This is a genomic window from Curtobacterium sp. MCBA15_012 (assembly GCF_001864935.2).
Lineage (GTDB): Bacteria > Actinomycetota > Actinomycetes > Actinomycetales > Microbacteriaceae > Curtobacterium.
This window is the reverse complement of record NZ_CP126267.1, coordinates 2,741,212-2,761,858: the sequence shown is the minus strand read 5'-3', so window position 1 is coordinate 2,761,858 and position 20,647 is coordinate 2,741,212. Positions and strand designations below refer to the sequence as shown.

Annotated in this window: 18 protein-coding genes; 13 read left to right on the top strand and 5 right to left on the bottom strand. The window is 68.4% G+C overall.

Annotation, left to right across the window (positions count from 1 at the left end; translation table 11 throughout):
• Positions 1 to 46 precede the first annotated feature (46 nt).
• Entirely contained in the window at positions 47 to 1,417 is a 1,371-nt protein-coding gene (locus QOL15_RS12665; protein ID WP_071247804.1) for an extracellular solute-binding protein, read from the bottom strand.
• Positions 1,418 to 1,681: 264 nt separating this feature from the next.
• Here QOL15_RS12665 and QOL15_RS12660 point away from each other — a divergent pair, with 264 nt between their 5' ends.
• Positions 1,682 to 3,184 (top strand): alpha-N-arabinofuranosidase, encoded by a 1,503-nt coding sequence (locus tag QOL15_RS12660; RefSeq protein WP_065964278.1) that lies wholly within the window; start codon positions 1,682 to 1,684, stop codon positions 3,182 to 3,184.
• A 430-nt stretch (positions 3,185 to 3,614) separates the two neighbouring features.
• On the opposite strand, the gene QOL15_RS12655 is transcribed toward QOL15_RS12660, so the two are convergent.
• Together QOL15_RS12655 and QOL15_RS12650 are read right to left on the bottom strand one after the other, a co-directional pair.
• Positions 3,615 to 4,676: a GNAT family N-acetyltransferase gene (locus QOL15_RS12655; protein ID WP_254784129.1), complete on the bottom strand. Its 1,062-nt coding sequence runs from the start codon at positions 4,674 to 4,676 to the stop codon at positions 3,615 to 3,617.
• Between the two features lie 114 nt (positions 4,677 to 4,790).
• On the bottom strand, positions 4,791 to 5,777 hold the full coding sequence (locus QOL15_RS12650; RefSeq protein WP_083394019.1) for a LacI family DNA-binding transcriptional regulator: 987 nt from the start codon (positions 5,775 to 5,777) through the stop codon (positions 4,791 to 4,793).
• A 258-nt stretch (positions 5,778 to 6,035) separates the two neighbouring features.
• Between QOL15_RS12650 and QOL15_RS12645 the strand changes: the two genes are divergently transcribed.
• The 11 genes from QOL15_RS12645 to QOL15_RS12595 all read left to right on the top strand — a co-directional run bounded on the left by QOL15_RS12645 (position 6,036) and on the right by QOL15_RS12595 (position 18,667).
• Positions 6,036 to 6,971 (top strand): carbohydrate ABC transporter permease, encoded by a 936-nt coding sequence (locus tag QOL15_RS12645; RefSeq protein ID WP_065962218.1) that lies wholly within the window; start codon positions 6,036 to 6,038, stop codon positions 6,969 to 6,971.
• Positions 6,968 to 7,933: a carbohydrate ABC transporter permease gene (locus QOL15_RS12640; protein WP_065962216.1), complete on the top strand. Its 966-nt coding sequence runs from the start codon at positions 6,968 to 6,970 to the stop codon at positions 7,931 to 7,933. Before QOL15_RS12645 ends, QOL15_RS12640 begins: the two co-directional genes overlap by 4 nt.
• A gap of 197 nt (positions 7,934 to 8,130) precedes the next feature.
• On the top strand, positions 8,131 to 9,465 hold the full coding sequence (locus tag QOL15_RS12635; protein ID WP_175473846.1) for a sugar ABC transporter substrate-binding protein: 1,335 nt from the start codon (positions 8,131 to 8,133) through the stop codon (positions 9,463 to 9,465).
• Positions 9,466 to 9,534: 69 nt separating this feature from the next.
• Positions 9,535 to 11,451, top strand: a complete 1,917-nt coding sequence (locus tag QOL15_RS12630) for a beta-galactosidase family protein (protein WP_071247822.1) — start codon at positions 9,535 to 9,537, stop codon at positions 11,449 to 11,451.
• Positions 11,452 to 12,230: 779 nt separating this feature from the next.
• Positions 12,231 to 13,241 carry a DUF1152 domain-containing protein gene (locus QOL15_RS12625; RefSeq protein ID WP_139197510.1) on the top strand — a complete coding sequence of 337 codons (1,011 nt, stop codon included), beginning with the start codon at positions 12,231 to 12,233 and terminating at the stop codon, positions 13,239 to 13,241.
• A 334-nt stretch (positions 13,242 to 13,575) separates the two neighbouring features.
• On the top strand, positions 13,576 to 14,676 hold the full coding sequence (locus QOL15_RS12620) for a hypothetical protein (RefSeq protein WP_139197511.1): 1,101 nt from the start codon (positions 13,576 to 13,578) through the stop codon (positions 14,674 to 14,676).
• Positions 14,669 to 15,346 (top strand): ATP phosphoribosyltransferase, encoded by a 678-nt coding sequence (gene hisG / locus QOL15_RS12615; protein WP_139197512.1) that lies wholly within the window; start codon positions 14,669 to 14,671, stop codon positions 15,344 to 15,346. Before QOL15_RS12620 ends, hisG begins: the two co-directional genes overlap by 8 nt.
• Positions 15,343 to 16,074 (top strand): NTP transferase domain-containing protein, encoded by a 732-nt coding sequence (locus tag QOL15_RS12610; RefSeq protein WP_065962205.1) that lies wholly within the window; start codon positions 15,343 to 15,345, stop codon positions 16,072 to 16,074. The genes hisG and QOL15_RS12610 overlap by 4 nt, the downstream gene beginning before the upstream one ends.
• On the top strand, positions 16,071 to 17,300 hold the full coding sequence (locus QOL15_RS12605; protein ID WP_065962202.1) for an MFS transporter: 1,230 nt from the start codon (positions 16,071 to 16,073) through the stop codon (positions 17,298 to 17,300). The genes QOL15_RS12610 and QOL15_RS12605 overlap by 4 nt, the downstream gene beginning before the upstream one ends.
• Positions 17,287 to 17,829 (top strand): GNAT family N-acetyltransferase, encoded by a 543-nt coding sequence (locus QOL15_RS12600; RefSeq protein ID WP_175473847.1) that lies wholly within the window; start codon positions 17,287 to 17,289, stop codon positions 17,827 to 17,829. Before QOL15_RS12605 ends, QOL15_RS12600 begins: the two co-directional genes overlap by 14 nt.
• Before the next feature lie 10 nt (positions 17,830 to 17,839).
• Positions 17,840 to 18,667 carry a methyltransferase gene (locus QOL15_RS12595; protein WP_065962199.1) on the top strand — a complete coding sequence of 276 codons (828 nt, stop codon included), beginning with the start codon at positions 17,840 to 17,842 and terminating at the stop codon, positions 18,665 to 18,667.
• Positions 18,668 to 18,797: 130 nt separating this feature from the next.
• Here QOL15_RS12595 and QOL15_RS12590 read toward each other — a convergent pair whose 3' ends face one another.
• A complete protein-coding gene (locus tag QOL15_RS12590) occupies positions 18,798 to 19,130 on the bottom strand; it encodes a biopolymer transporter Tol (protein ID WP_065962197.1) in 333 nt (110 codons plus the stop codon).
• A gap of 49 nt (positions 19,131 to 19,179) precedes the next feature.
• Here QOL15_RS12590 and QOL15_RS12585 point away from each other — a divergent pair, with 49 nt between their 5' ends.
• Entirely contained in the window at positions 19,180 to 20,253 is a 1,074-nt protein-coding gene (locus tag QOL15_RS12585) for a spore photoproduct lyase family protein (protein ID WP_065962193.1), read from the top strand.
• A gap of 53 nt (positions 20,254 to 20,306) precedes the next feature.
• Here QOL15_RS12585 and QOL15_RS12580 read toward each other — a convergent pair whose 3' ends face one another.
• Complete coding sequence (locus tag QOL15_RS12580; RefSeq protein WP_139197513.1) at positions 20,307 to 20,483, bottom strand: CsbD family protein; 177 nt, start codon at positions 20,481 to 20,483, stop codon at positions 20,307 to 20,309.
• Positions 20,484 to 20,647 lie beyond the last annotated feature (164 nt).

The window sequence follows — 20,647 nt, the reverse complement described above, 5'->3', positions numbered from 1 at the left end:
GCCTCTCGTGCGGGGGCCACAGGGATCGAGGGGGTCGCGGGCCGCATCACAGCGGGCTCGGGGTGTCGAGGTAGGTCTGGAGTTGCCCCTTGATGGCACTGAGCGCGCTGGCCGGGGTGGAGCTGCCCTGCTGCACGAGGGCGAGCTGGGCGCCGACGATGCCTTCGAACGTGGAGCCGGACCCGCCGTACCAGGCGGGGTCGTCGAACACGGCGGTCTCGGCGGCCGACGCGTAGTTCGACTGCGGCTTGAGGTCCTTGTAGGCGGTGCTGTCGAACGTCGGCATGTAGGCGGGGACGTGCCCGCCCTCGGCCCAGGTGAGGCTCTGCTCGAGCATCTGCTTGATGAAGAGCAGGTGCGCCTTGCGCTGCTCGGGCGTGCGGTCCTTCTTCGGCAGGATGAACGTGTGCGAGTCGGCCTGGGTGGCCGGCTTGTCGAACAGCTGCGGGATCGGCACCATGCCGAACTTCAGCCCCTTGATGGACTGGGCGGTGCTGATCTCCCACTCGCCCTGCATGAAGAACCCGGCCTTGCCGTCGAACATCAGCGACTGCGCCGTGGCGTAGTCGAGCGCCTTGTTCATCCAGCCGTTCTGCACCCACTTCTGGGTCATCTCGGTGACCTTGGTGTAGGCGTCCTCGTTGACGGTGAGCTTCGCGCCGCCGTCGCTGATGAACGGCGTCGCGCCCTCGATCTGGTTGTACATCGTCCAGAAGAACCGCCACGGGGTCGCGGTCTCGGGCACCACGTTCGCGACGTTGAGCGCGGTGCCGCCGGTGACCTTCGCGACCGCGGCGAGCGCGGCCTCGAAGGCCTCGAGCCCGTTCAGGTCCTTGAGCTCGCCGTCCGCGCCGATCAGGCCCGCCTTCTGGCACACGTCAACGTTGTAGAACAGCACGAAGGGGTGCGTGTCGAGCGGGACGCAGATGTTCTTGCCGTCGGTCTTCTGGGCCGACCACGCCTTCTGGTTGAAGTCGCTCGCGCTGAGGCCGACGCTCGCGAGGTCCTCGGACGTGATGGCGTCGAGCAGCCCGCCGTCCCAGAGCGGCTTCGCCCGGGTGAGGTGCGCGATCGCGACGTCCGGCGGCTTGTTCCCGACGGTGGCCAGTGTCACCTTCGAGTAGTACGGGTTGCCCCAGGCGAACGTCGTGGCCTGCAGCGAGGACGAACCGCCGTGCTGCTTCGCGTAGCCGGCCTCCATCGCCTGCATGCGGAGACCGTCACCGCCGCCGAACAGGTTCCAGAAGACGAGCGTCTCCGGGTTGAGCGGGGCGCCGGCGATCCCCGCGGCGAGGGGACTGGCGCAGGCGGCGAGGGGGAGCACCGCTGCTCCCGCTGCGGCACCGGCGAGGAGGCTGCGCCGTGTGAAGGCGCCGCCGCGTGGGGGCGGGGTGGGTACAACGGATCGGATCGGCATGGCATCACTCCATCGGGACGGGCCGAGCGGAGCAGGGTCGGTGCTCCGTGAGCGCTCACACTAGTGCTGGGTCGGACGTCGCGCCAGCCTTTTCGTGAACGTCACGACGACCGTGCGCGTCCCCTTCCGTGTCCGGCCCCGAGCCGCTAGCGTCGTCCGTGTCGTGAGCGCTCACGCAGGCCGACGGACGCCGATCGGACCTCCCCACGCGTGACCCGCTCCCGCCACGTGCAGCACCAGCCCCCAGCAGATCGAAGGAGATCCATGCCTCGCACTCACCTCGTCCTCGACAGCGCGTTCACCGTGGGGCCGGTGCGCCGTCGGCTGTTCGGCGGGTTCGTCGAGCACCTCGGTCGTCACGTCTACGACGGCATCCACGAGCCCGCGCACGAGACCGCCGACGAGCACGGCTTCCGGAAGGACGTCGTCGAGCTCGTCAAGGAGCTCGGCGTCTCGGCCATCCGCTACCCGGGCGGCAACTTCGTGTCGGGCTACAAGTGGGAGGACGGCGTCGGCCCGGTCGAGCAGCGCCCCCGTCGCCTCGACCTCGCGTGGCACTCCACCGAGACGAACGAGGTCGGCCTGCACGAGTTCCAGCACTGGCTCGACCAGGTCGGTTCCGAGCTCATGCTCGCCGTGAACCTCGGCACGCGCGGGACGCAGGAGGCCATCGAGCTCCTCGAGTACGCGAACATCGACGCCGGTACCGCGCTGAGCGAGTACCGCCGCTCGAACGGCCGTCATGAGCCCTTCGCGATCAAGATGTGGTGCCTCGGCAACGAGATGGACGGCCCGTGGCAGCTCGGCCACAAGAACGCCGAGGACTACGGCAAGCTCGCCGCGATGACCGCGAAGGCCATGCGGCAGATCCAGCCCGACCTCGAGCTCGTCGCGTGCGGGTCCTCCGGGGCGTCGATGCCGACGTTCGGCGAGTGGGAGCGCACGGTCCTCGAGCACACCTACGACGACGTCGACTACATCTCGGCGCACGCCTACTACGAGGAGGACGACGACATGTCCTCGTTCCTGGCCTCGGGCGTGAACATGGACCACTTCATCGACACGGTCACGACCGCCGCCGACCACGTCAAGGCGCACAAGAAGTCCGACAAGCGGATCGACATCTCGTTCGACGAGTGGAACGTCTGGTCGATCAAGCGCTGGGAGGCGCAGCAGAAGACCTTCGAACTGCAGGACTGGCCGGTCGCCCCGCGCCTCCTCGAGGACGTCTACACGGTCGCCGACGCGGTCGTCGTCGGTGGGCTGCTCATCTCGCTGCTCCGCCACGCCGACCGCGTCGCGTCGGCGAGCCTCGCGCAGCTCGTCAACGTGATCGGCCCGATCATGACCGAGCCCGGTGGTCCGGCCTGGCGGCAGACGACGTTCTTCCCGTTCTCGGTGACCTCGCGTCTGGCGAACGGCACGTCGCTGCAGGTCAAGGCCTCCGGTGACACCGTCGACGGTGGCAAGTACGGCGAGGTCCCCGTCGTCGACTCGGCCGCGACGGTCGAGGACGGCACGGCCGCGGTGTTCCTCGTGAACCGCAGCCAGACCGAGTCCACCACGGTCACGATCGACCTCGCCGGCATCGGCGTCGAGGGTGACGTGCACGCCGAGGGCGTGTGGGACGACGACGTGCACGCGGTGAACGACCTCGGGAACCGCGAGCGGGTCGCACTGCGCACGAATGAGACGGTTCGTCGCGAGGGCGACACCGTCACGATCGAGCTGCCGCCGGTCTCCTGGACCGCGGTGTCGATCGGCTGACCCCACCGTGCCCGGTCCGCCCGGGCACGGTGCACAGGTGCCTCGGCGAGCGCCACGGTGAGCGTCGAGTGAGCACGGAGGGCGTCGGTCCGCGCGAGCGGGCCGGCGCCCTTCCGCTGTGCGCGCAGGCCGATCGCGGTCTGAGCGTCCGCTGGGCGCAGTCCGGACTTGACCCGGGCGTCCGCCGGAGGCATCCTCGCAACGGCAGCGTCGCAGTGGAGGATCAGGTCCCGGCGGCGCGGCGGGTGCCGGGGTCCGTGTTCGGGTCACGCCCGGTGCTCGGTGGCCGCGGTCCGTCGCACGGACCGCGGCCACCCGTCCCGGCCCGGTCCTCCCGGCCCGGCCCTCCCGGTCCGGTCGTCCCGGTCGTCCGGCCCGCTCGGTCCGGACGCCCGCCGCTCCGACGTCCCCGCCGTGCGCGACCCCGACGTCACCGCGCCGCGCGGGCCCGCTCCCGGATCGCCGTGACGACCTCGGTCTTCGCGTCGGCGTACGCGTTCGTGTCGTCCCACGTGCGCTCCACGAGCGCGCGCTTCACCGCCTCGTACCGCTGCCGGTCGTCGGGGTCGCGGCGCAGCTGGTCGCGCAGGAGCAGGTAGTCCTCGATCGCCGTCGCGCCGCGGTCGTAGACGTGCACGTGGGTGTCGCGGGTCGGCGTCCGGACGAGCCGGTGGCCCGGTTCGCGGACGCGCAGCTCGTACCCGGCGTCGAGCAGGGGGCGCAGCCAGGCGTCCTCGTCGGTGACGTCCGGGACCGCGACGACGATGTCGACGATCGGCTTGGCGGCCAGCCCGGGGACCGCCGTCGACCCGATGTGCTCGACCTGGACCGGCAGGTCCGCGAGCGCCGCGGTGATCCGGTCGCGGTGCTCCCGGTAGCGGTCGGCCCACGCCGGATCGTGCTCGTGCATGCCGACCGTGAGCGGCTCGGGCCCGCCGACGATGTCGACCGTGTCGACGTCCGGTGCGTGGCGCGCGCCGGTGCGGATCCACCAGCGCTGGAGCCGGTGGTCGTCGGGGCCGGGGACCTCGTCCTGCAGGCGGCCGCCGACGCGCTGGATCGTGCGGCGGGACGCGGGGTTCGCGGCGTCGCAGGTGACCAGGAGCTCGGGCATGCCGCGCTCGGCGGCCAGCACGACGACCCGGGCGAGTGCCTCGGCGGCCAGGCCCCGACCGCGGGCGGAGGGACGGACGCCGTAGCCGACGTGGCCGCCGGTCTCGCGGAGGAAGTCGTTGAGCTCGTGCCGGAGGGCGATGCTGCCGAGGTACTCGTCGCCCTCGACGAGCCAGCGGTACGTGCACGTCACGTGGTTCGGGCTCGCGGGCGTGGTCTCCTCGTCGAGGAGCTGCCCGACCCACTCGTCGAAGCCCGCGCGGTCGGTCAGGGCGTCGGCGTCGCGGATGCCGGCACCGTCCTGGTGGGCACCGTCCCACTCGTCGAGGGCGCGGCGGAACGACGGGAAGTACCGGGTGGCGGGGGCGACGAGTTCCATCGGACGAGCCTAGGGGACGGGTGGCGCCGACCGTCCCGGCGGCAGTGCCGATCGGTCCCGCGGCGGTGCCGATCGGCCCCGCGGCGGTGCCGATCGGCCCCGCGGCGGCGCCGCTCAGCCCTGCGGCGGTGCCGTGCTCGCGCGTTCGACCAGCCGGACTGGCACCAGGTCGGTCTCGCCCCGCACCGGGATGCCGTCGATCTGGTCGAGCAGGTTCGCGACCGCGCGCCGCCCGACCTCGTCGAAGGACTGGTGCACGGTGGTGAGCGGCGGCCAGAACGAGTCGGCCTCGGGGGAGTCGTCGAACCCCACGACGCTCAACGACGACGGGACGGCGCGACCCCGTTCGTGCGCCGCACGCAGGACCCCGAGCGCGGTCTGGTCGTTCGCGGCGAACACCGCGGTCACCTCGGGTCGGTCGGCGATCTCGAGGCCCGCCCGGTAGCCGTGCTCGGTCGTCCAGCCGCCGTGGAACACCGGCGGGACCGGACGGCCGGCACGTTCGAGCGTGTCCTGCCACGCGGCGAGCCGGCGGGCGGCGGAGTACGACGAGGTCGGCCCGGCGACGTGCCAGACGGTCTCGTGCCCGAGGTCGAGCAGGTGCTGCGTGGCCTGCCGCGCGCCGTCGGCCTGGTCGGTGTCGATCGAGGGGTGGTCGGTGGTGCCGGTGGAGTCGACGACGACCATCGGCACGCCGTCGGGCAGCACGACCTCGGCGGTGTCGATGATGTGCGACTCGATGATGATCACGACGCCGTCGACGGCCTGTTCGTGCAGGCGCGAGAAGGCCGAGCGGACGCCTTCCTCGGTGCGCGACGCCATCGGCAGCAGCGTGATGGTGAAGTCCGCCGCGACGGCCGCCTCGGCGATCGCCTCGAGCGTGCGCATGTTGCCGAAGGACGCGAGCGAGAACATGATCACGCCGATGGTGCGGAACCGTCCGGAGCGCAGGGCCCGGGCGGCGCGGTTCGGCCGGTAGCCGAGTTCGTCCATCGCCCGCTGCACGCGGTCGCGGGTGTCCGGGCTGACGTTGTCGAAGCCCCGGGCGACGCGGGACACGGTCTGCATCGACACGCCGGCGGCCTCGGCCACGGCGGCCATCGACGGCGCACGGCGGCCAGCCGTCAGGTCGGTCGACACGGGCGCTCCTCGGGGCTGGTGGGGCGGGGCCGTGACGGGTGCGGACGGGGTTCCGTGCCGACCCGCGACGGCGCAGGACTCCCGAACGGTAGCGCATGTTGACGTTGCCATGCTACGGTTCCGACGTTCGATGTTGACGTCAACATCGACGTCCCCCGACCACGGACCGAGCAGCACCGGACCCGGTCGGCACACGAACGCACCAGACGAGGGAGTCACATGAGCACGCTCGCAGCGCGTCCGGCCGAGGCGGCCTCCGCCCCGCGGCCGACCGCTCGCCGCCCCAAGCCCCGGGGGCGGTTCACCGGCTGGCTCTTCGTCGGCCCCTTCGTCGTGGTCCTCGTGGCCATGCTCATCGTCCCGATCGGCTACGCGCTCTGGCTCAGCCTGTTCCGCGACCAGCTCATCGGCGGCAACCAGTTCGTCTGGTTCGCCAACTACGTGCAGCTGTTCCAGGACGCCAAGTTCTGGTCCGGCCTCGGCCGCGTCGCGCTCTTCCTCGTCGTGCAGGTCCCGATCATGCTCGGCCTCGCGCTCGTCGCCGCCCTCGCGCTCGACAGCGCCCGCCTGTGGGGGACCGGCTTCTTCCGCATCGCGGTGTTCCTGCCCTACGCGGTCCCCGGCGTCGTCGCGGCGCTCATCTGGGGCTTCATCTACGGCAACCAGTTCGGTCTGACCGGTGCCGCCAACCAGGCCATGGGCATCGACCTGCTGCAGCCGTTCAGCCCGGACTGGGTGCTCACCTCGATCGGCAACGTCGTGACGTGGGAGTTCCTGGGCTACAACATGCTCATCTTCTACGCCGCGCTCCGCACGGTGCCGGGTGAGCTGTACGAGGCCGCCGAGCTCGACGGTGCCGGCCCGATGCGCACGGTGTTCTCGATCAAGATCCCCGCGCTCCGCGGCCCGATGGTGATCGCGACGATCTTCTCGATCATCGGCAGCTTCCAGCTCTTCAACGAGCCGAACCTGCTGAAGACCCTGGCCCCGAACGTCATCGGCAGCGCCTTCACCCCGAACATGTACGCCTACTCGCTGTCCTTCAGCGGCCAGCAGTTCAACTACTCCGCCACGGTCGCCATCGTCATGGGCGTCATCACCGCCGTGATCGCCTACGTCGTCCAGGTCCGCGGAACCCGCCAGGAGAACCGATGAGCACCCTGCAGCACCCCGCCGGCCCGGCGACCGTCACCGAGGCGACCACGACGCAGCGCGACCCGCGCGCCGTGACGAGCCGCGCCTCCCGGAAGCCCCGCAAGCCCGTCGACGGACGCAAGGTGAAGCGCTCCGGCCTGCTGACCGCGGTCATGGTGGTCTTCGTCGTCTACTCGTTCGCGCCGCTGTTCTACCTGCTCGTGAACAGCACGAAGACGCAGTCGTCGCTCCTGTCGACCTTCGGCCTGTGGTTCGGCGGCGACTTCACCCTCTGGCAGAACATCGTCGACACGCTGACCTACGACGACGGCATCTTCGTCCAGTGGCTCGGCAACACGCTGCTGTACGTCGTCGTCGGCGCCGGCGGTGCGACCCTGCTCGCGACGGTCGCCGGCTACGGCATGGCAAAGTTCCAGTTCCCCGGCCGCCGCGCGGTGTTCGCGGTCGTCCTCGGCGCGATCGCGGTGCCCGGTACCGCCCTCGCCGTCCCGACCTTCCTGCTGTTCTCGCAGTTCGGCCTGACGAACACCCCGTGGGCGATCATCCTGCCGTCGCTGATCAGCCCGTTCGGCATGTACCTGATCTGGACCTACGCGATCGACGCGATCCCGACCGAGCTCATCGAGGCCGCCCGCATGGACGGCGCCGGCGAGTTCCGGATCTTCTTCACCATCGCGCTGAAGCTCCTCGCCCCGGGCGTCGTGACGGTCCTGCTGTTCGCGGTCGTCGCGACCTGGAACAACTACTTCCTGCCGCTCATCATGCTGAGCGACCCGAAGTGGTACCCGCTGACGGTCGGCCTCAACCAGTGGAACGCGCAGGCCACCGGCTCCGGCGCGCAGCCGATCTACAACCTCGTCGTCACCGGATCGCTCCTCACGATCATCCCGATCGTGGTCGCGTTCCTCTTCCTGCAGCGCTTCTGGCAGTCCGGCCTCGCGGCCGGGTCCGTCAAGGCCTGATCCCGCCACCCGGCTGCCGGTCCACGTCGGACCGTCGGCCGGGAGGCACGGTGCCGGTCCGCCACGGACCGCACCGCAGCACCACCGCACGACCCGGTGCCGACCGGCGTCCGCACCGCCCACGGTGCGGACGGTCCGGCACCGGCGCACCACCTGCACCACGGAACATCCCCGATCACGAAGAAGTGGAAGGCACCATGCACAAGCGCATCCGGCGCGGGTTCAGCGCCCTCGCCATCGGCGTCACCGCCGCCATCGCCCTCGCGGCCTGCGCCTCCGGTGGCTCGTCCGCCGGCGGCTCGTCCGGCGACATCGACAAGGCACTCAAGGACGGCGGCACGCTGACGTACTGGTCCTGGACCCCCTCGGCCAAGGACCAGGTCGCCGCGTTCGAGAAGCAGTACCCCAAGGTGAAGGTCAAGATCGTCAACGCCGGCACCGGTGCCGACCAGTACACGAAGCTGCAGAACACGATCAAGGCCGGCTCGGGCGCCCCGGACGTCGCGCAGGTCGAGTACTACGCCCTGCCGCAGTTCGCGCTGTCGGACTCGCTCGTCGACCTCAAGTCGTACGGCTTCGACAAGCTCGAGAGCAAGTTCTCGAAGGGCACCTGGAGCAACGTCGCGATGGACGGCAAGGTCTACGGCCTGCCGCAGGACTCCGGCCCCATGGCGCTGTTCTACAACGAGAAGGTCTTCGACCAGTACGGCATCGCCGTGCCGAAGACGTGGGACGAGTACGTCGCCGCGGCCAAGAAGCTGCACGAGGCCGACCCGTCGAAGTACATCGCGGCGGACTCCGGCGACGCCGGCTTCACCACGAGCATGATCGCCCAGGCCGGCGGCACCCCCTTCACCACGAAGGGCGACCAGGTCACGATCAACCTCGAGGACGCGGGCACGAAGAAGTGGACCAAGACCTGGGACCAGCTCGTCGAGCAGGGGCTCCTGTCGAAGACCACCGGCTGGACCGACGACTGGTACAAGCAGCTCGGCAACGGCCAGATCGCCACGATGATCACCGGTGCCTGGATGCCCGGCAACCTGATGGCCAGCGTCCCCGAGTCGAAGGGTGACTGGCGCGTCGCCCCGATGCCGACGTACGACGGCGGCCAGGCACAGACCGCGAGCAACGGCGGCAGCGCCGAGGCGGTCATGAAGCAGTCGAAGAACCCGGCCCTCGCCGCGGGCTTCCTGAAGTGGCTCAACTCGTCCAAGGAGTCGACGAAGGTCTTCATGGAGTCCGGCGGCTTCCCGTCGACCACCGCCGACCTCGACTCCAGCGCGTTCCTGCAGGAGAAGCCGGAGTACTTCGGCGGCCAGGAGATCAACAAGGTGCTCGTCGACGCGTCGAAGACCTCGGCCACCGACTTCACCTACCTGCCCTACCAGGTGTACGCGAACAGCGTCTACGCGGACACCGTCGGCCAGTCGTACGAGAACGGCACCTCGCTCGAGAGCGGGCTCGAGGCCTGGCAGAAGGCCCTCGTGAAGTACGGCAACGACCAGGGCTTCAAAGTCACCACCAAGTAAGACGTCCCACCACCACCTCGGGGCCGTGCGGATCTTCCGCACGGCCCCGATCCCTGAGAGGGTCACACCATGCGCTTCGCCATCGGCGACACCGACTTCCTGCTCGACGGCGAGCCGCACCGGGTGCTCTCCGGCGCGATCCACTACTTCCGCGTCCACCCCGACCTGTGGCAGGACCGGATCCGCAAGGCCCGGCTGATGGGCCTCAACACCATCGAGACCTACGTCGCGTGGAACGCCCACGCGCCGCGTCCCGGCGAGTTCGACCTGACCGGTGGCCTCGACCTCGGGCGGTTCCTCGACCTCGTCGCCGCCGAGGGCATGCACGCCATCGTCCGCCCCGGCCCGTACATCTGCGCCGAGTGGTCGAACGGCGGCCTGCCGTACTGGCTCTTCGCGGACGGCACCGTGGGTGTGCGCCGCGACGAGCCCGGCTTCCTGGCCGCCGTGCGGCAGTACCTGGAGCAGCTCGCCCCCGTGCTCGTCCCACGGCAGGTCGACCAGGGCGGGCCGATCGTGCTCGTGCAGGTCGAGAACGAGTACGGCGCGTACGGCTCCGACCCCGTGTACCTGACGAAGCTCGAGCAGATGCACCGCGACGTCGGGCTGACCGTGCCGTTCACGAGCGTCGACCAGCCGATGGGCACCATGCTCGAGGACGGGTCGCTGCCGTCGCTGCACAAGACCGGGTCCTTCGGCTCGAGGTCCACCGAGCGGCTCGCCCGCCTGCGCCAGGCCCAGCCCACCGGTCCGCTCATGTGCTCGGAGTTCTGGGACGGCTGGTTCGACAGCTGGGGCGAGCACCACCACACCACGCCCGCGTCCGCGAGCGCCGAGGACCTCGACGTCCTGCTGGCCGCCGGCGGCTCCGTGAACATCTACATGTTCCACGGGGGCACGAACTTCGGCTTCACGAACGGCGCGAACGACAAGGGCGTCTACCGGCCGATCGCGACGTCGTACGACTACGACGCACCGCTCGACGAAGCCGGTCGCCCCACCGACAAGTTCCACGCGTTCCGCGCGGTGATCGAGCGCTACGCGCCCGTCCCGCCGCTGCCCGCCTCGATGCAGCCGGGCGGGTCCGGTCACCTGGACGAGGACGCGCCGGCCGCGCTGGCATCCGGAGCAGCTGGCTCCGCGCCGGGTGCGTCGGCACCGGTCGCGTCGGCACCGGGTGCGTCGGCACCGGGTGCGTCCGGCACCGGCCGGGAGGCGCGCCCCGCGCCCGCCGCGGACGTCGCCGTCCGCCTCGACCGGGTCGCGTCGCTGCGGTCCCTGCTGCCCGCGCTCACCGACTGGTCGACGCACGACGAGCCGCCGACGTTCGACGCGCTCGGGGCGGCCAGCGGCTTCGTGCTGTACCGCGCCGAGGTCGACCTGCCGGACGGCGGCGTCCTCACCGTCGGCACCGAGGTCCGCGACCGTGCGGTCGTCTCCGTCGACGGCGTCGTGGTCGGCGTGCTCGAACGCGAGCACCACGACCGGGCCGTCGCGCTCCCGCCGGTCACCGGCACGCTCGAGCTCCTCGTCGAGGACCAGGGTCGGGTCGACTACGGCCCCCGCATCGGCGAGCCGAAGGGCCTGCTCGGCGGGGTCGCCGTCGACGGGGTCCCGGTCGCCCGGTGGACGGCGTCGCCGCTCGCCCTCGACCCGGTCGCCCCCGCCGCGCTGTCCCTGCTCGCCGAGGCGGTCCCGACCGACGGCGACGTGCTCGCCGGGCCAGTGTTCGCCGCGGGGGCGTTCGAGCTCGCCGAGGCGGGGGACCGGTACCTGTCGCTCGACGGCTTCCGGAAGGGCGTCGCCTGGGTCAACGGGTTCTGCCTCGGCCGGCACTGGTCGCGCGGGCCGCAGCGGACCCTCGCCGTGCCGGGTCCGGTGCTGCGGGCCGGCCGCAACGAGGTCGTCGTGTTCGAGGTGCACGCGTCGGCCGCACGCCGGGTCTGCCTGCTCACCGAGCCCGACCTCGGCCACACCGAGGCGTAGCGCGAGCGTAGGCCGACGCCCGGGGGCAACCAAGCGCTGTACTCCGGGTGTAGCTGCCTGCGCGGTTCGCGTGATCGGCACAGCCCGAAGGGTTCAGCCGGACCTGCTCTCCCATCGAGGCCAATCTCACAACACCTTCGCCGGCGTCCAACGTCCTCTCCTCTCGGACCGAGACGGGGCTTGCCGGCAGAACCACGGGGAACGACTCGACGTGTACGAGCGTCTCGGAGGACCTGTTAGACCACTGTTCTGGCGGTGTGCACCAGGCAGCTTTTGACGGTCGTCCAGGCTCGACACATCCTCCGATTCCGCGTCGATCCCGACCGCGGCGCGAGTCGCTCGACGTCAACCGAAGGGAACCCTGAGTTCTGCGTCTCGAATCGACTCCATGGCGCCGTTCGACTCGACCGAGCCGGGCGGAAGCACTCAGACCGGCCAGGTCGTGGAGAACGAAGGATGACGTCCGCCGATGGACGCCACACGGCTGCCGCCACCTCCCCTCGACAAACGCGCTGTCCGTGGGCAGCCACGACCACGAACCGAGATGTGGCATGTGACGTACTACGATAGTAGGGTGAGACTGCCGCTACAGCGTGGCGCGAGTGGAGAAGGGGGGTGAATCGCCGTGGAAACGAAGAACGCTCTTGAAGCGCTGATCGAGGAGATCGAGTCGATCGACATCGCACAGCTTCCCGAGGACAACTTGATGAGCTGGTGAATTCACGGCTCGCTCCCCTCCACGACACGGGGAGCGAGCCGCCCTACCACTGGGGAGAACAGTGACCGTGTACATGGCCGCCGGAGGGCCGGGCGATCTCATCGTCGCTGCCGCCCTTTCTGAGGTGAGTCCGATCGACAGTTTTGTCACGTTCGCTTGGCGTCGTGACGCTCTGTCTGCCGGCTACAGCCCATGGTCGGCACTGCATGGGGTAGACCGAGCGGCTCATGGCCGGGTCGACCCTGAGACGTTCACCATCGACGGCAGGTGGGATCAGGTGCGCACTCTGGCCCAGAACCTACCCGGGAGCTTGCACCTGCTCGATGTCGACGACTTGTCCTGGTCCGCCGGCGTGTTGAACGCGTTGGTCTCGAAGGACGTCCACGAGCGCGTGGTTCTGGTCGATGCGGGGGGAGACATACTGGGCGAGGCTTCTCATGAGGGCTTGACGAGTCCCTTGCTCGAAGCACTTGCAATTCGTCTCGTGATCGACGCCGACCAGATCCGGGCCGCTGATGTGATCGTGGCCGGCCCGGGGGTCGACAACGAGCTGACTCAGGTAGAGATCACCGTCCGCCTGTCCGAGATGCCGCACGAAGACTGCCGTATCGATGCGGGGGCACCGAAGCTCCTGGACGTGTTCGACGCCGTCGACTCCGAAGCGAGCAGGCTTTGGCTCAGCGCCCTTTCGGGTCGCCGCGGCCGAGTGTGGTGCGATGGGCGAGGGCGGCCAGTGCACCTCAACTGTTTCGCCGCCCGAGCTGTTCGTCTACCGCTGACAGCGTTGACCCGAAATCCTGGGCTCGCCGTGCGCCCCGCCGCCAGGGGGATTCGGGATGCCAATGTCGATCTCGTCGACAGCGGGTACGTCGATGAGATGCGTGCAAACGCATCTCGCCTTTCCGTCCTACCGATCCAGGCCCGGCGAGAAGCGGTCGACGATTGCCGTGTAGGTGATTTCGTCACCAACCGGTTCCAGCAACGTTACGGGAGGCAGTTGTTGACGGTGCGAAGTGTTGGCGACGGTCTTCTGTCGAGGATCGAGGCGATCGGCAGTGATCGTGCAGTCTGAGGCGGTGGAAGTGCGGCTGACCTTCGATGAGCTGGAGGGTGTTGCATCTCGAGCAAGACGCGACTCCAAGCCCCCGTACGTCCGAGTCCGGCTTCCAGGCGGCGCTCTCGCCGTTGCAACGGCGCCCCCGCCGAACTGGCAGTCGCGCTTCGAACTGCGAGGGCGTGCTTCTCGGGCCGAGCGAGGGTACTTGCTTGCCGGCCACGGCGACGGCTTGCATCTCCTGCTCGGCGATTCGTGTCTGTGTGGCGCGCGCGTCTCGGTGGGCACGGACAGCGCGGCTGACGGCTGCAGAGCAGGCGGGGCGTGCCGAAAATCGCGAGCGGTGCGCTGCGTGAAGTTTGCGGCGAACATGCGAGGCGACGTGTGTTTCCTCCTTTCTTGCAACAGCGCAAACCTCGCAGCCCAGCTCGGCTCGCCGGGCCTGAGTCTCGCGTGGACGCTCCTTGAAGCTGGGTTCTCGAAGGTGGTTGCTTCGACGAGGCAGGTGATCGTCAACCGAAGGCAGATCGCTGTCATCGAGGACAGCTGGATGGCCGGTGACTCGGTCGAGAACATCGTCCAGAACTTGAACGATCTACCGGAGGTGGATGGCGCGTACGTCCTCCTGGTGCCCGCTGGGGGGGACGAGGCCGAAGAACACCCGGACGCCTCGTCGAACCTGCCACGGTCCTTCCCGACGAGAGCGCCGTCTCAGGTGAAGCGATTACGGGCCATCGAAGAGGTCATCCTGGCCGCCGTTGCGCACGTGGGCGCCAACAGCGCGCTTGGCCGACGACTTGCTGAGCAGGGGAGGTTGATATCCGGGCTCGCGACACTGGAGACGAGAGCATACTTCTCCGCAGCGACGCCGCAGGCCGACCTGCGCGATCGCATTCATCGCGCGATCAGGACTGGCTGGGAGCACTGCGTCGAAGAGGGCCTACTCGGGTCAGGATCGGGTCACGGAGACGTTCTCCAGAAAGCGATGATCGGTAGAGCGCGGCTCGCACCGAGCAGCTCGACACATTCCGGACGATTCTGCGCCATGTGTTCGGGGACGGTCTGGCAAACGACGAGCGGTGTGGCGCAGCGCTGGTTGATCTCTTGGTGCAGCGGTTGCGGCGTCAAGCGGGCTTCCGCCCAGGGCGATGGTCCCGCGACCTTCTTGGATGTGCACAGACCTGTACTGGCTGGTGAACGTCACTTGGTGCGCCTACCGATGTCCGACGAGACGACATCGGGGACTGTCTTCGTACAAGTTCGGGACAAGTCGAGGAGAGTTCCGGTCGTCGAACAGAGCGAACGTTTCGAAGAGCGGCCGAGTGATGTGTTGTTCGCAGTGCCCGGCGACGCAGGGCCTGACATCGGCTCGGTGCGAGTGGTCATCTTCGGTACCGATCGCCTGGCGTACTTGCGCGAGGTGTTCGAGATAGAAAGAAGTGTGGATGAGTGAAGCGAGATCGTTCCTTGATCTGCCACGCGTCGAGCGAAGAGAGGCTCTACGATTCGGGGTGCCGAACCAGGGCAGGTTGCGTGCGGAAGTGCGGGAGGCTCTCGACTGGAAGGGATGGGGCTCCGACAGTAGGAGTCTCACTTTCCGTGCAGACGGAATCCTGGTCGTCCTCGCCAGATCCACGGACCTTCCGAGGTTAGTAGCGAGCGGCGCCCTGGATGCGTGCGTCTCCGCGCACGACTACGTCGTCGAGTCGGGGACAGCGTCGCAGTTGCGCATGGTGAAGGACCTCGGCATCCAGCGCACGAAGTTGTGCGTTGTGCGGCGTGACGACGATGAAGAGCTCGAGGATGTCACCCGATCTCTCACCGTCGTCAGCCAGTACCCGAACATCGCCAGCGACTGGATCCGACGTCACCCCCTGCGCCGTCGTATGACGCTCGTTCCGATCGACGGAGCGGCCGAGGTGTTCGTCAGTCTGGGTATGGCCGACCTAGCAATCGATGCAGTCATGACCGGCCTGAGCCTCGAGGCGAACGGTATGCGGATCGCTGAGTGCTTGTTCGAGAGTTCGGGACGGATCTACCGGTCCCGGCGGATTGCGAAAGATGCCCGGGCACTGCAGTTGCTCACCGGTGTGACGGCGCGTATGGATTCGGCGCTCCGGTGAGGGCCATCATCCTGGCGGGCGGTCTCGGCACCCGGGTCTCGTCGCCCGGTCCGAAGGCGCTCGTCCAGGTCGCAGGAAGAGCGTTGCTCGAGTGGGTGCTTGAGGAGACTGAAGGATTGGAAACCACGATCCTGGTCCGTGACGATGCGCTGACTGCCTTCGAGCACGAGCCTTGGCTCCGCGGAGTGCGTATCTCCGTAGCGAAGGCAGATACGCCCGCTCGATCGATCGCGCGTGAAGTTTCGGTCGGCGAGATCGTCGTGGTGCTGCATACAGACGAATTGTGTCTGGGCTCGGCAGGAGCGAGATGCTACTCAGCGATCGCGGAACGGTTCAACTTGCCGGTGGTCGGCTCCTCGGCGGCTCGCCTCACAGAGACAATTCGACTGGGGTTGAGTCGGTCGGCTGAAGTCGTCCTGGAAGACGACGAGCGCTTCCCGCCGGGGGAGTTCGACCCCCTCATGATGGACATCGGGGCTGGGGAAGCGAAGTGGGCGCGGAGGAGCGACGCGCCCCAGGGAGTGCAGGCGCGGTACATCGGGCGCTACGCCTTCAGGACATCGGAGGCGCTCCTCGCCAACCTCAGCGTCGGACGGAGTGTTCTCGGGGCGATCTTGGCTTCCTCCGCCCGCTTCGTCGCTGCTGACCTGCCGAAGACCTATCAGGACTGCGGCACCGACGCCCTGTTGCGGCTCGCCGACGAGCAGATCGGGGTTGCCAGCACGTGAATCAGTTCGCACTGCTGCGCCGCAACAGGGCGTTCTCGCGGTTCTGGTTGAGTCAGGTGACGGGGCTGATGGGTGCGTCGCTCATGACCGTGGTCGCGAGTCTCGCGGTGCTGGAGCACGGCGGCGACGCCTCGAGCGTCGCGGAGATACTCGCTGCTCGCGCGATCGGTCTCTTCCTTGGTTATCTCGTGCTCGGGGGATTGAGTGTGCATCTCGAGCCACGGAACCTCATGATCTGGGCCGACTTACTGCGGGTTCTGACCACTCTTCTCGTGGCTGTTGGGATATCGACGGGCTGCTTCCCGGTCGCGGTCGCGGCCGTTCTGGTCACTGGCTTGGCCGAGGCAGTGTTCTCCCCGTCTGCACGGGCGCTCCTGATTGCGATCGTCGCGAGCGACGATCTCGCTTCAGCGAACAGCCTGTCCTCTCTTGCACGGAGCTCCACCATGATCGCGGGACCCGCACTCGCAGCTCTCCTCCTGCTCATCGTGGCACCCGTGTGGGGGATTCTCCTGAACTGCGCGGCTTTCGGGATGAGCGCACTATTCCTCGGCCGGCTGCTGTACGTCGGCGGGACGGACAAGCGGCCAGCCTTGACTCCACGAACCTATGCGCGAAGCCTTCGCGAGGGTGCGGCTGCTCTGTTGTGCACCAGCTGGCTGTGGCGGTACGCGACGGCCGGGGCTCTGCAGACGGTTCTGGCGGTCGGGGCATGGACGGTGCTCGGGCCAGTACTCGTGCGAGACGCGTGGGGAGCGAGTGCGTTCGGGGCGGTGCTCGGTGCCTTCGCGATCGGCGGCCTGATCGGTGCCTTGTCCGCACCGGTTCTGGCGCGGGGACGGGCAGCGGTCCGCGCAAGCCTGTTCGTAGCCCTCTTCGGGGTCGCTTTGTTGGGTGTAGCTCAAGAGCGCCTCGCGATCTGTCTCCTGGGGTGCTGCATCGGCGGGGCGAGTCTCGAGCTGGGAAAAGTGCTCTTCGACACGGTGCTGCAGACAAACATTCCTGCAGAGTTGCTCGGTCGGACCAGCGCTCTGCTGATGCTCCCCTCGACATTCCTCCTCCCGCTTTCGTACCTCGTCGTAGGTGGGCTGTCCGAGCGCATCGGTCCGGCACCGGTGATCAGAGCAGCGGCTGTGTCCGCAGCGATGTGCATGGTTGTCTTCGCGATGCAAAGAACCACGAGATTGATGGAGGTCAAGGATGAAAGCGCAAGTGCTCCCAGCTGAGGAGATCGACGCCGGTGACGGGATCTCCCTCACGCCTCTCCGTGCCGAGGACGCCGATGATTGTTTCCTGGCCTGTCAGGACGAGACGGTGAATCGCTGGATTCCGTTGCCTTCGCCGTACACGCGGGCTATCGCTCGTAGCTGGTGCGAAGGGGGTGCTGAGGCCTATCGGCTCAGCGGTTCCGGGGTTCAGTTCGCGATTCGCTTGTACGGGTCCTTCGTCGGTTGTATGTCGCTGAAGAACCCGAATTGGAGGGAAGGCATCGTAGAGGTCAGCTACTGGTTGGCTGAGAACGAGCGGGGGAAGGGCATCGCCGGCCGTGCGGTCGCGGCCTTGTCGAACTACGCGTTCTCGGTCGGCTTCGATCGGGTCGAGCTGCGTGTGGCGCAGGGTAACTCGGCGTCAGCCCGTGTAGCTCAGAAAGCAGGTTTCCGAGAAGAGGGTCTGCTGCGCTCTGCGGGAGTCCTTCGTTCTGGCCGCACGGACATGCGGCTCTTCTCATTGCTCATGACCGATGTGTTCAAGTGAGGAGAGGCGGATGTTCGACATCGAGATCGAGTTGACATCGGATCTCTCCTCTGTCCGGACACGCGTGTTCCACGGAGGGCGCTTGGTCAGGAGCTACGAGCGAGGCGCCCCACGGTCTCTGCTGACAGACGCTGTTCGCTACGTCTCGTCCGGACTTGCGTTGAGACTGGAGGTCATCTTCGAGGAGACGCGGATCGTCTGGGCTCCCGGTGCGTATCAAATCACGCTCGACGCCTTCCGGCTGGTGCGAGCGGCGCGCGCACGCCTCGCTGGAGGGTCGACGCGGACTCTGATCGACGTCGGTTGCGGCTCGGGCGTGGTCGGACTGAACCTCATCGCCGCGCTCGATGGGCTGGAGGCCATCACGCTGCTCGACCTCAGCGAGAGCGCACTTCGGCTTGCTGAGCAAAATTTCGACGGGATCGATCAAGTGGTTCATGGTGCGTTCGTGCTTTCCGACTACAGAAGCCTCGAGCGGGGGCAGGAATTCGACGTGGCAGTGAGCAACCCTCCTTACTTCCCCAGCGGTTCTGTGATCCCAAGGGTCGGGCAAGTCACCATGAGCGATGAATTCGGACTCTACGGATCGCTTGTCGATGCGGTCGGTGTGCACGCAGAAAAAGTGATCATGACTCGCTCCGAGGCTTTCGCTTCGGAGATCGACGCGATCATCGAAACACGATCCGATCTGGTCGTCTCCCGTCTTGCCAGTTGGAGAGCACCGTTACCAGCTCACCTCATCGCGCCGCAGTTCCTGGGGCGGTTCTACGATCTTCCGAGTTCGGCTCACGAGGTTGAACACGAGGTCTCCGTGCTCGAGCTGTGCCTCAAGTCGTGAGAGCGGAACCGTGCTTGCAGGATGTGCCAGATCCGCGACTGACCTGACGAAGTCACCTCCGCAGGGCCGCTGCGGTGATGGACCTGAGCGTCGAGACCCCGCTCCAGTTGAAGCGGGCGGATCGCCGCAGTCACGATCGGTGCGAGTCGGGAACGTCGAGAGTGTCGAGCGCGTCGAGCTCCTCGAGCGCCCGCCGGGCGTCGGCGACCCGGTCGGCCTCGGGGCGCGTCCACCACTCCGGACCGCGTTCGCCGAGCCCGTGCTTCGCCAGGCCGTTCCGGTGCCGGGCCGCAGCGAGCGCGGCGTCGTCGCCCGCGCGCTTCGCCTGCCGGACCCCGCCCCGCCCGCGGCCGAGGTGGGACCGGAGCGCCGCGGCGAGGTCCTCGGGGAGCGCGGGGTCGGTCCGGCGCCACCGGCGGCCGTCGACGACGAAGAAGTGGTCGTCGGGTTCGCTCGCGGGCACGACCCGAGTCTGCCAGGCGGTGTCGGCGGTGCCCGGTAGACAGGAGCCGATGACGGAACCACGCGTGCGCCCGATGCTCGACGTCCGACGCATCTACGCCGAGGACGCGGCGCTCGCACTGCCCCGGGGGCAGGAGGTGGTCGGGCGGTGGCCGGACGCCGAGATCGTCCCGGTCGCCTCGCACTGGCAGATCCCCGAGGTGCACGGCGACGAGCGCAACGTGCAGCGGTGGGTCCGGATCAAGACCGAGGCGCTCGTGCTCGGCGTGAAGAAGTCCCTCGTCACCCGGCCGAACGGCCGCTCGGCGGACTTCATCGCCCCGTCCACGGCGAACGGCTGCGCGATGGCGTGCGCCTACTGCTACGTGCCCCGGCGCAAGGGGTACTCGAACCCCGTGACGGTGTTCGCGAACATCGAGCAGATCACGGCGCACCTCGCGCGGAACATCGCGAAGCAGGGGCCGAAGACCGAGCCGAACCAGTGCGACCCCGAGGCGTGGGTGTACGACATCGGCGAGAACAGCGACTGCTCGGTCGACGCGGTGATCAGCGACAACGTCCGCGACCTGTGCGACCTGTTCCGGATGAGCCCGACCGCCAAGGCCTCCTTCGCCACGAAGTACGTCAACCGCGACCTGCTCGACTGGGACCCCCTCGGCCGCACGCGCATCCGGTTCTCGCTCATGCCGCACGAGACGGCCAAGGTCACCGACATCCGCACCTCGCCGATCGCCGAACGGATCGCGGCGGTGAACGACTTCGTCGAGGCCGGGTACGAGGTGCACCTCAACTTCTCGCCCGTCGTCCTCACCCCCACGTGGGAGGCCGACTGGACCGAGCTGCTCCGGCAGGTCGACGACGTCCTGTCCCCGGCGGCCAAGGCGCAGCTCGCGGCCGAGGTGATCTTCCTCACCCACAACGAGCCGCTGCACGAGGTCAACCTCGGCTGGCACCCGAAGGCCGAGGACCTGCTGTGGCGCCCGGACCTGCAGGAGCGCAAGGTGTCCCAGAACGGCGCCGTGAACGTCCGGTACCGGTCGGGCATGAAGGGACAGCTCGTCGAGCGGTTCCGCGAGCTGGTCGCCGAGCACCTGCCGAGTTGCCGCATCCGCTACGCGTTCTGAGACGACGAACGCCCGCACCGACGAACGGTGCGGGCGTCAGGGTCGAGCGAGGGTCACTTGCCCTCGAACGCGTCCTTGGCCTTCTCCTTGTCGAGGCGAGCCTCGCCCATGACCTGGTCCTTCTGGCCCTGGTGGGTCAGTTCGGCGTCGTCGGTGTGCTTGCCGACGGTCTCCTCGACCTTGCCGACGACCTTCTGCGTGACGTCCTTGGCCTTGTCTGCGAGCGACATGGTGCTTCCTTCCTGCGGGGATCCGCCGAGGGACCCCGGCGCCTGTGCACCTGACACAACCACGGGCCTCCCACCCGCTCGCGGCCCAGCCGGAGGTTCGTGTACCCCGTCCACGAGAACGGGGTACGACGACCGGCGGTGCAGGCGCGGGCCGACCGCTGGGT

Coding starts and splice junctions, on each gene's coding strand:
- QOL15_RS12640 (WP_065962216.1), top strand. CDS start 6,968: ATGAGCACCCTGCAGCACCCCGCCGGCCCGGCGACCGTCACCGAGGCG.
- QOL15_RS12635 (WP_175473846.1), top strand. CDS start 8,131: ATGCACAAGCGCATCCGGCGCGGGTTCAGCGCCCTCGCCATCGGCGTC.
- QOL15_RS12630 (WP_071247822.1), top strand. CDS start 9,535: ATGCGCTTCGCCATCGGCGACACCGACTTCCTGCTCGACGGCGAGCCG.
- QOL15_RS12595 (WP_065962199.1), top strand. CDS start 17,840: ATGTTCGACATCGAGATCGAGTTGACATCGGATCTCTCCTCTGTCCGG.
- hisG (WP_139197512.1), top strand. CDS start 14,669: ATGAGTGAAGCGAGATCGTTCCTTGATCTGCCACGCGTCGAGCGAAGA.
- QOL15_RS12665 (WP_071247804.1), bottom strand. CDS start 1,417: ATGCCGATCCGATCCGTTGTACCCACCCCGCCCCCACGCGGCGGCGCC.
- QOL15_RS12580 (WP_139197513.1), bottom strand. CDS start 20,483: ATGTCGCTCGCAGACAAGGCCAAGGACGTCACGCAGAAGGTCGTCGGC.
- QOL15_RS12645 (WP_065962218.1), top strand. CDS start 6,036: ATGAGCACGCTCGCAGCGCGTCCGGCCGAGGCGGCCTCCGCCCCGCGG.
- QOL15_RS12585 (WP_065962193.1), top strand. CDS start 19,180: ATGACGGAACCACGCGTGCGCCCGATGCTCGACGTCCGACGCATCTAC.
- QOL15_RS12650 (WP_083394019.1), bottom strand. CDS start 5,777: ATGGCCGCCGTGGCCGAGGCCGCCGGCGTGTCGATGCAGACCGTGTCC.
- QOL15_RS12660 (WP_065964278.1), top strand. CDS start 1,682: ATGCCTCGCACTCACCTCGTCCTCGACAGCGCGTTCACCGTGGGGCCG.
- QOL15_RS12655 (WP_254784129.1), bottom strand. CDS start 4,676: ATGGAACTCGTCGCCCCCGCCACCCGGTACTTCCCGTCGTTCCGCCGC.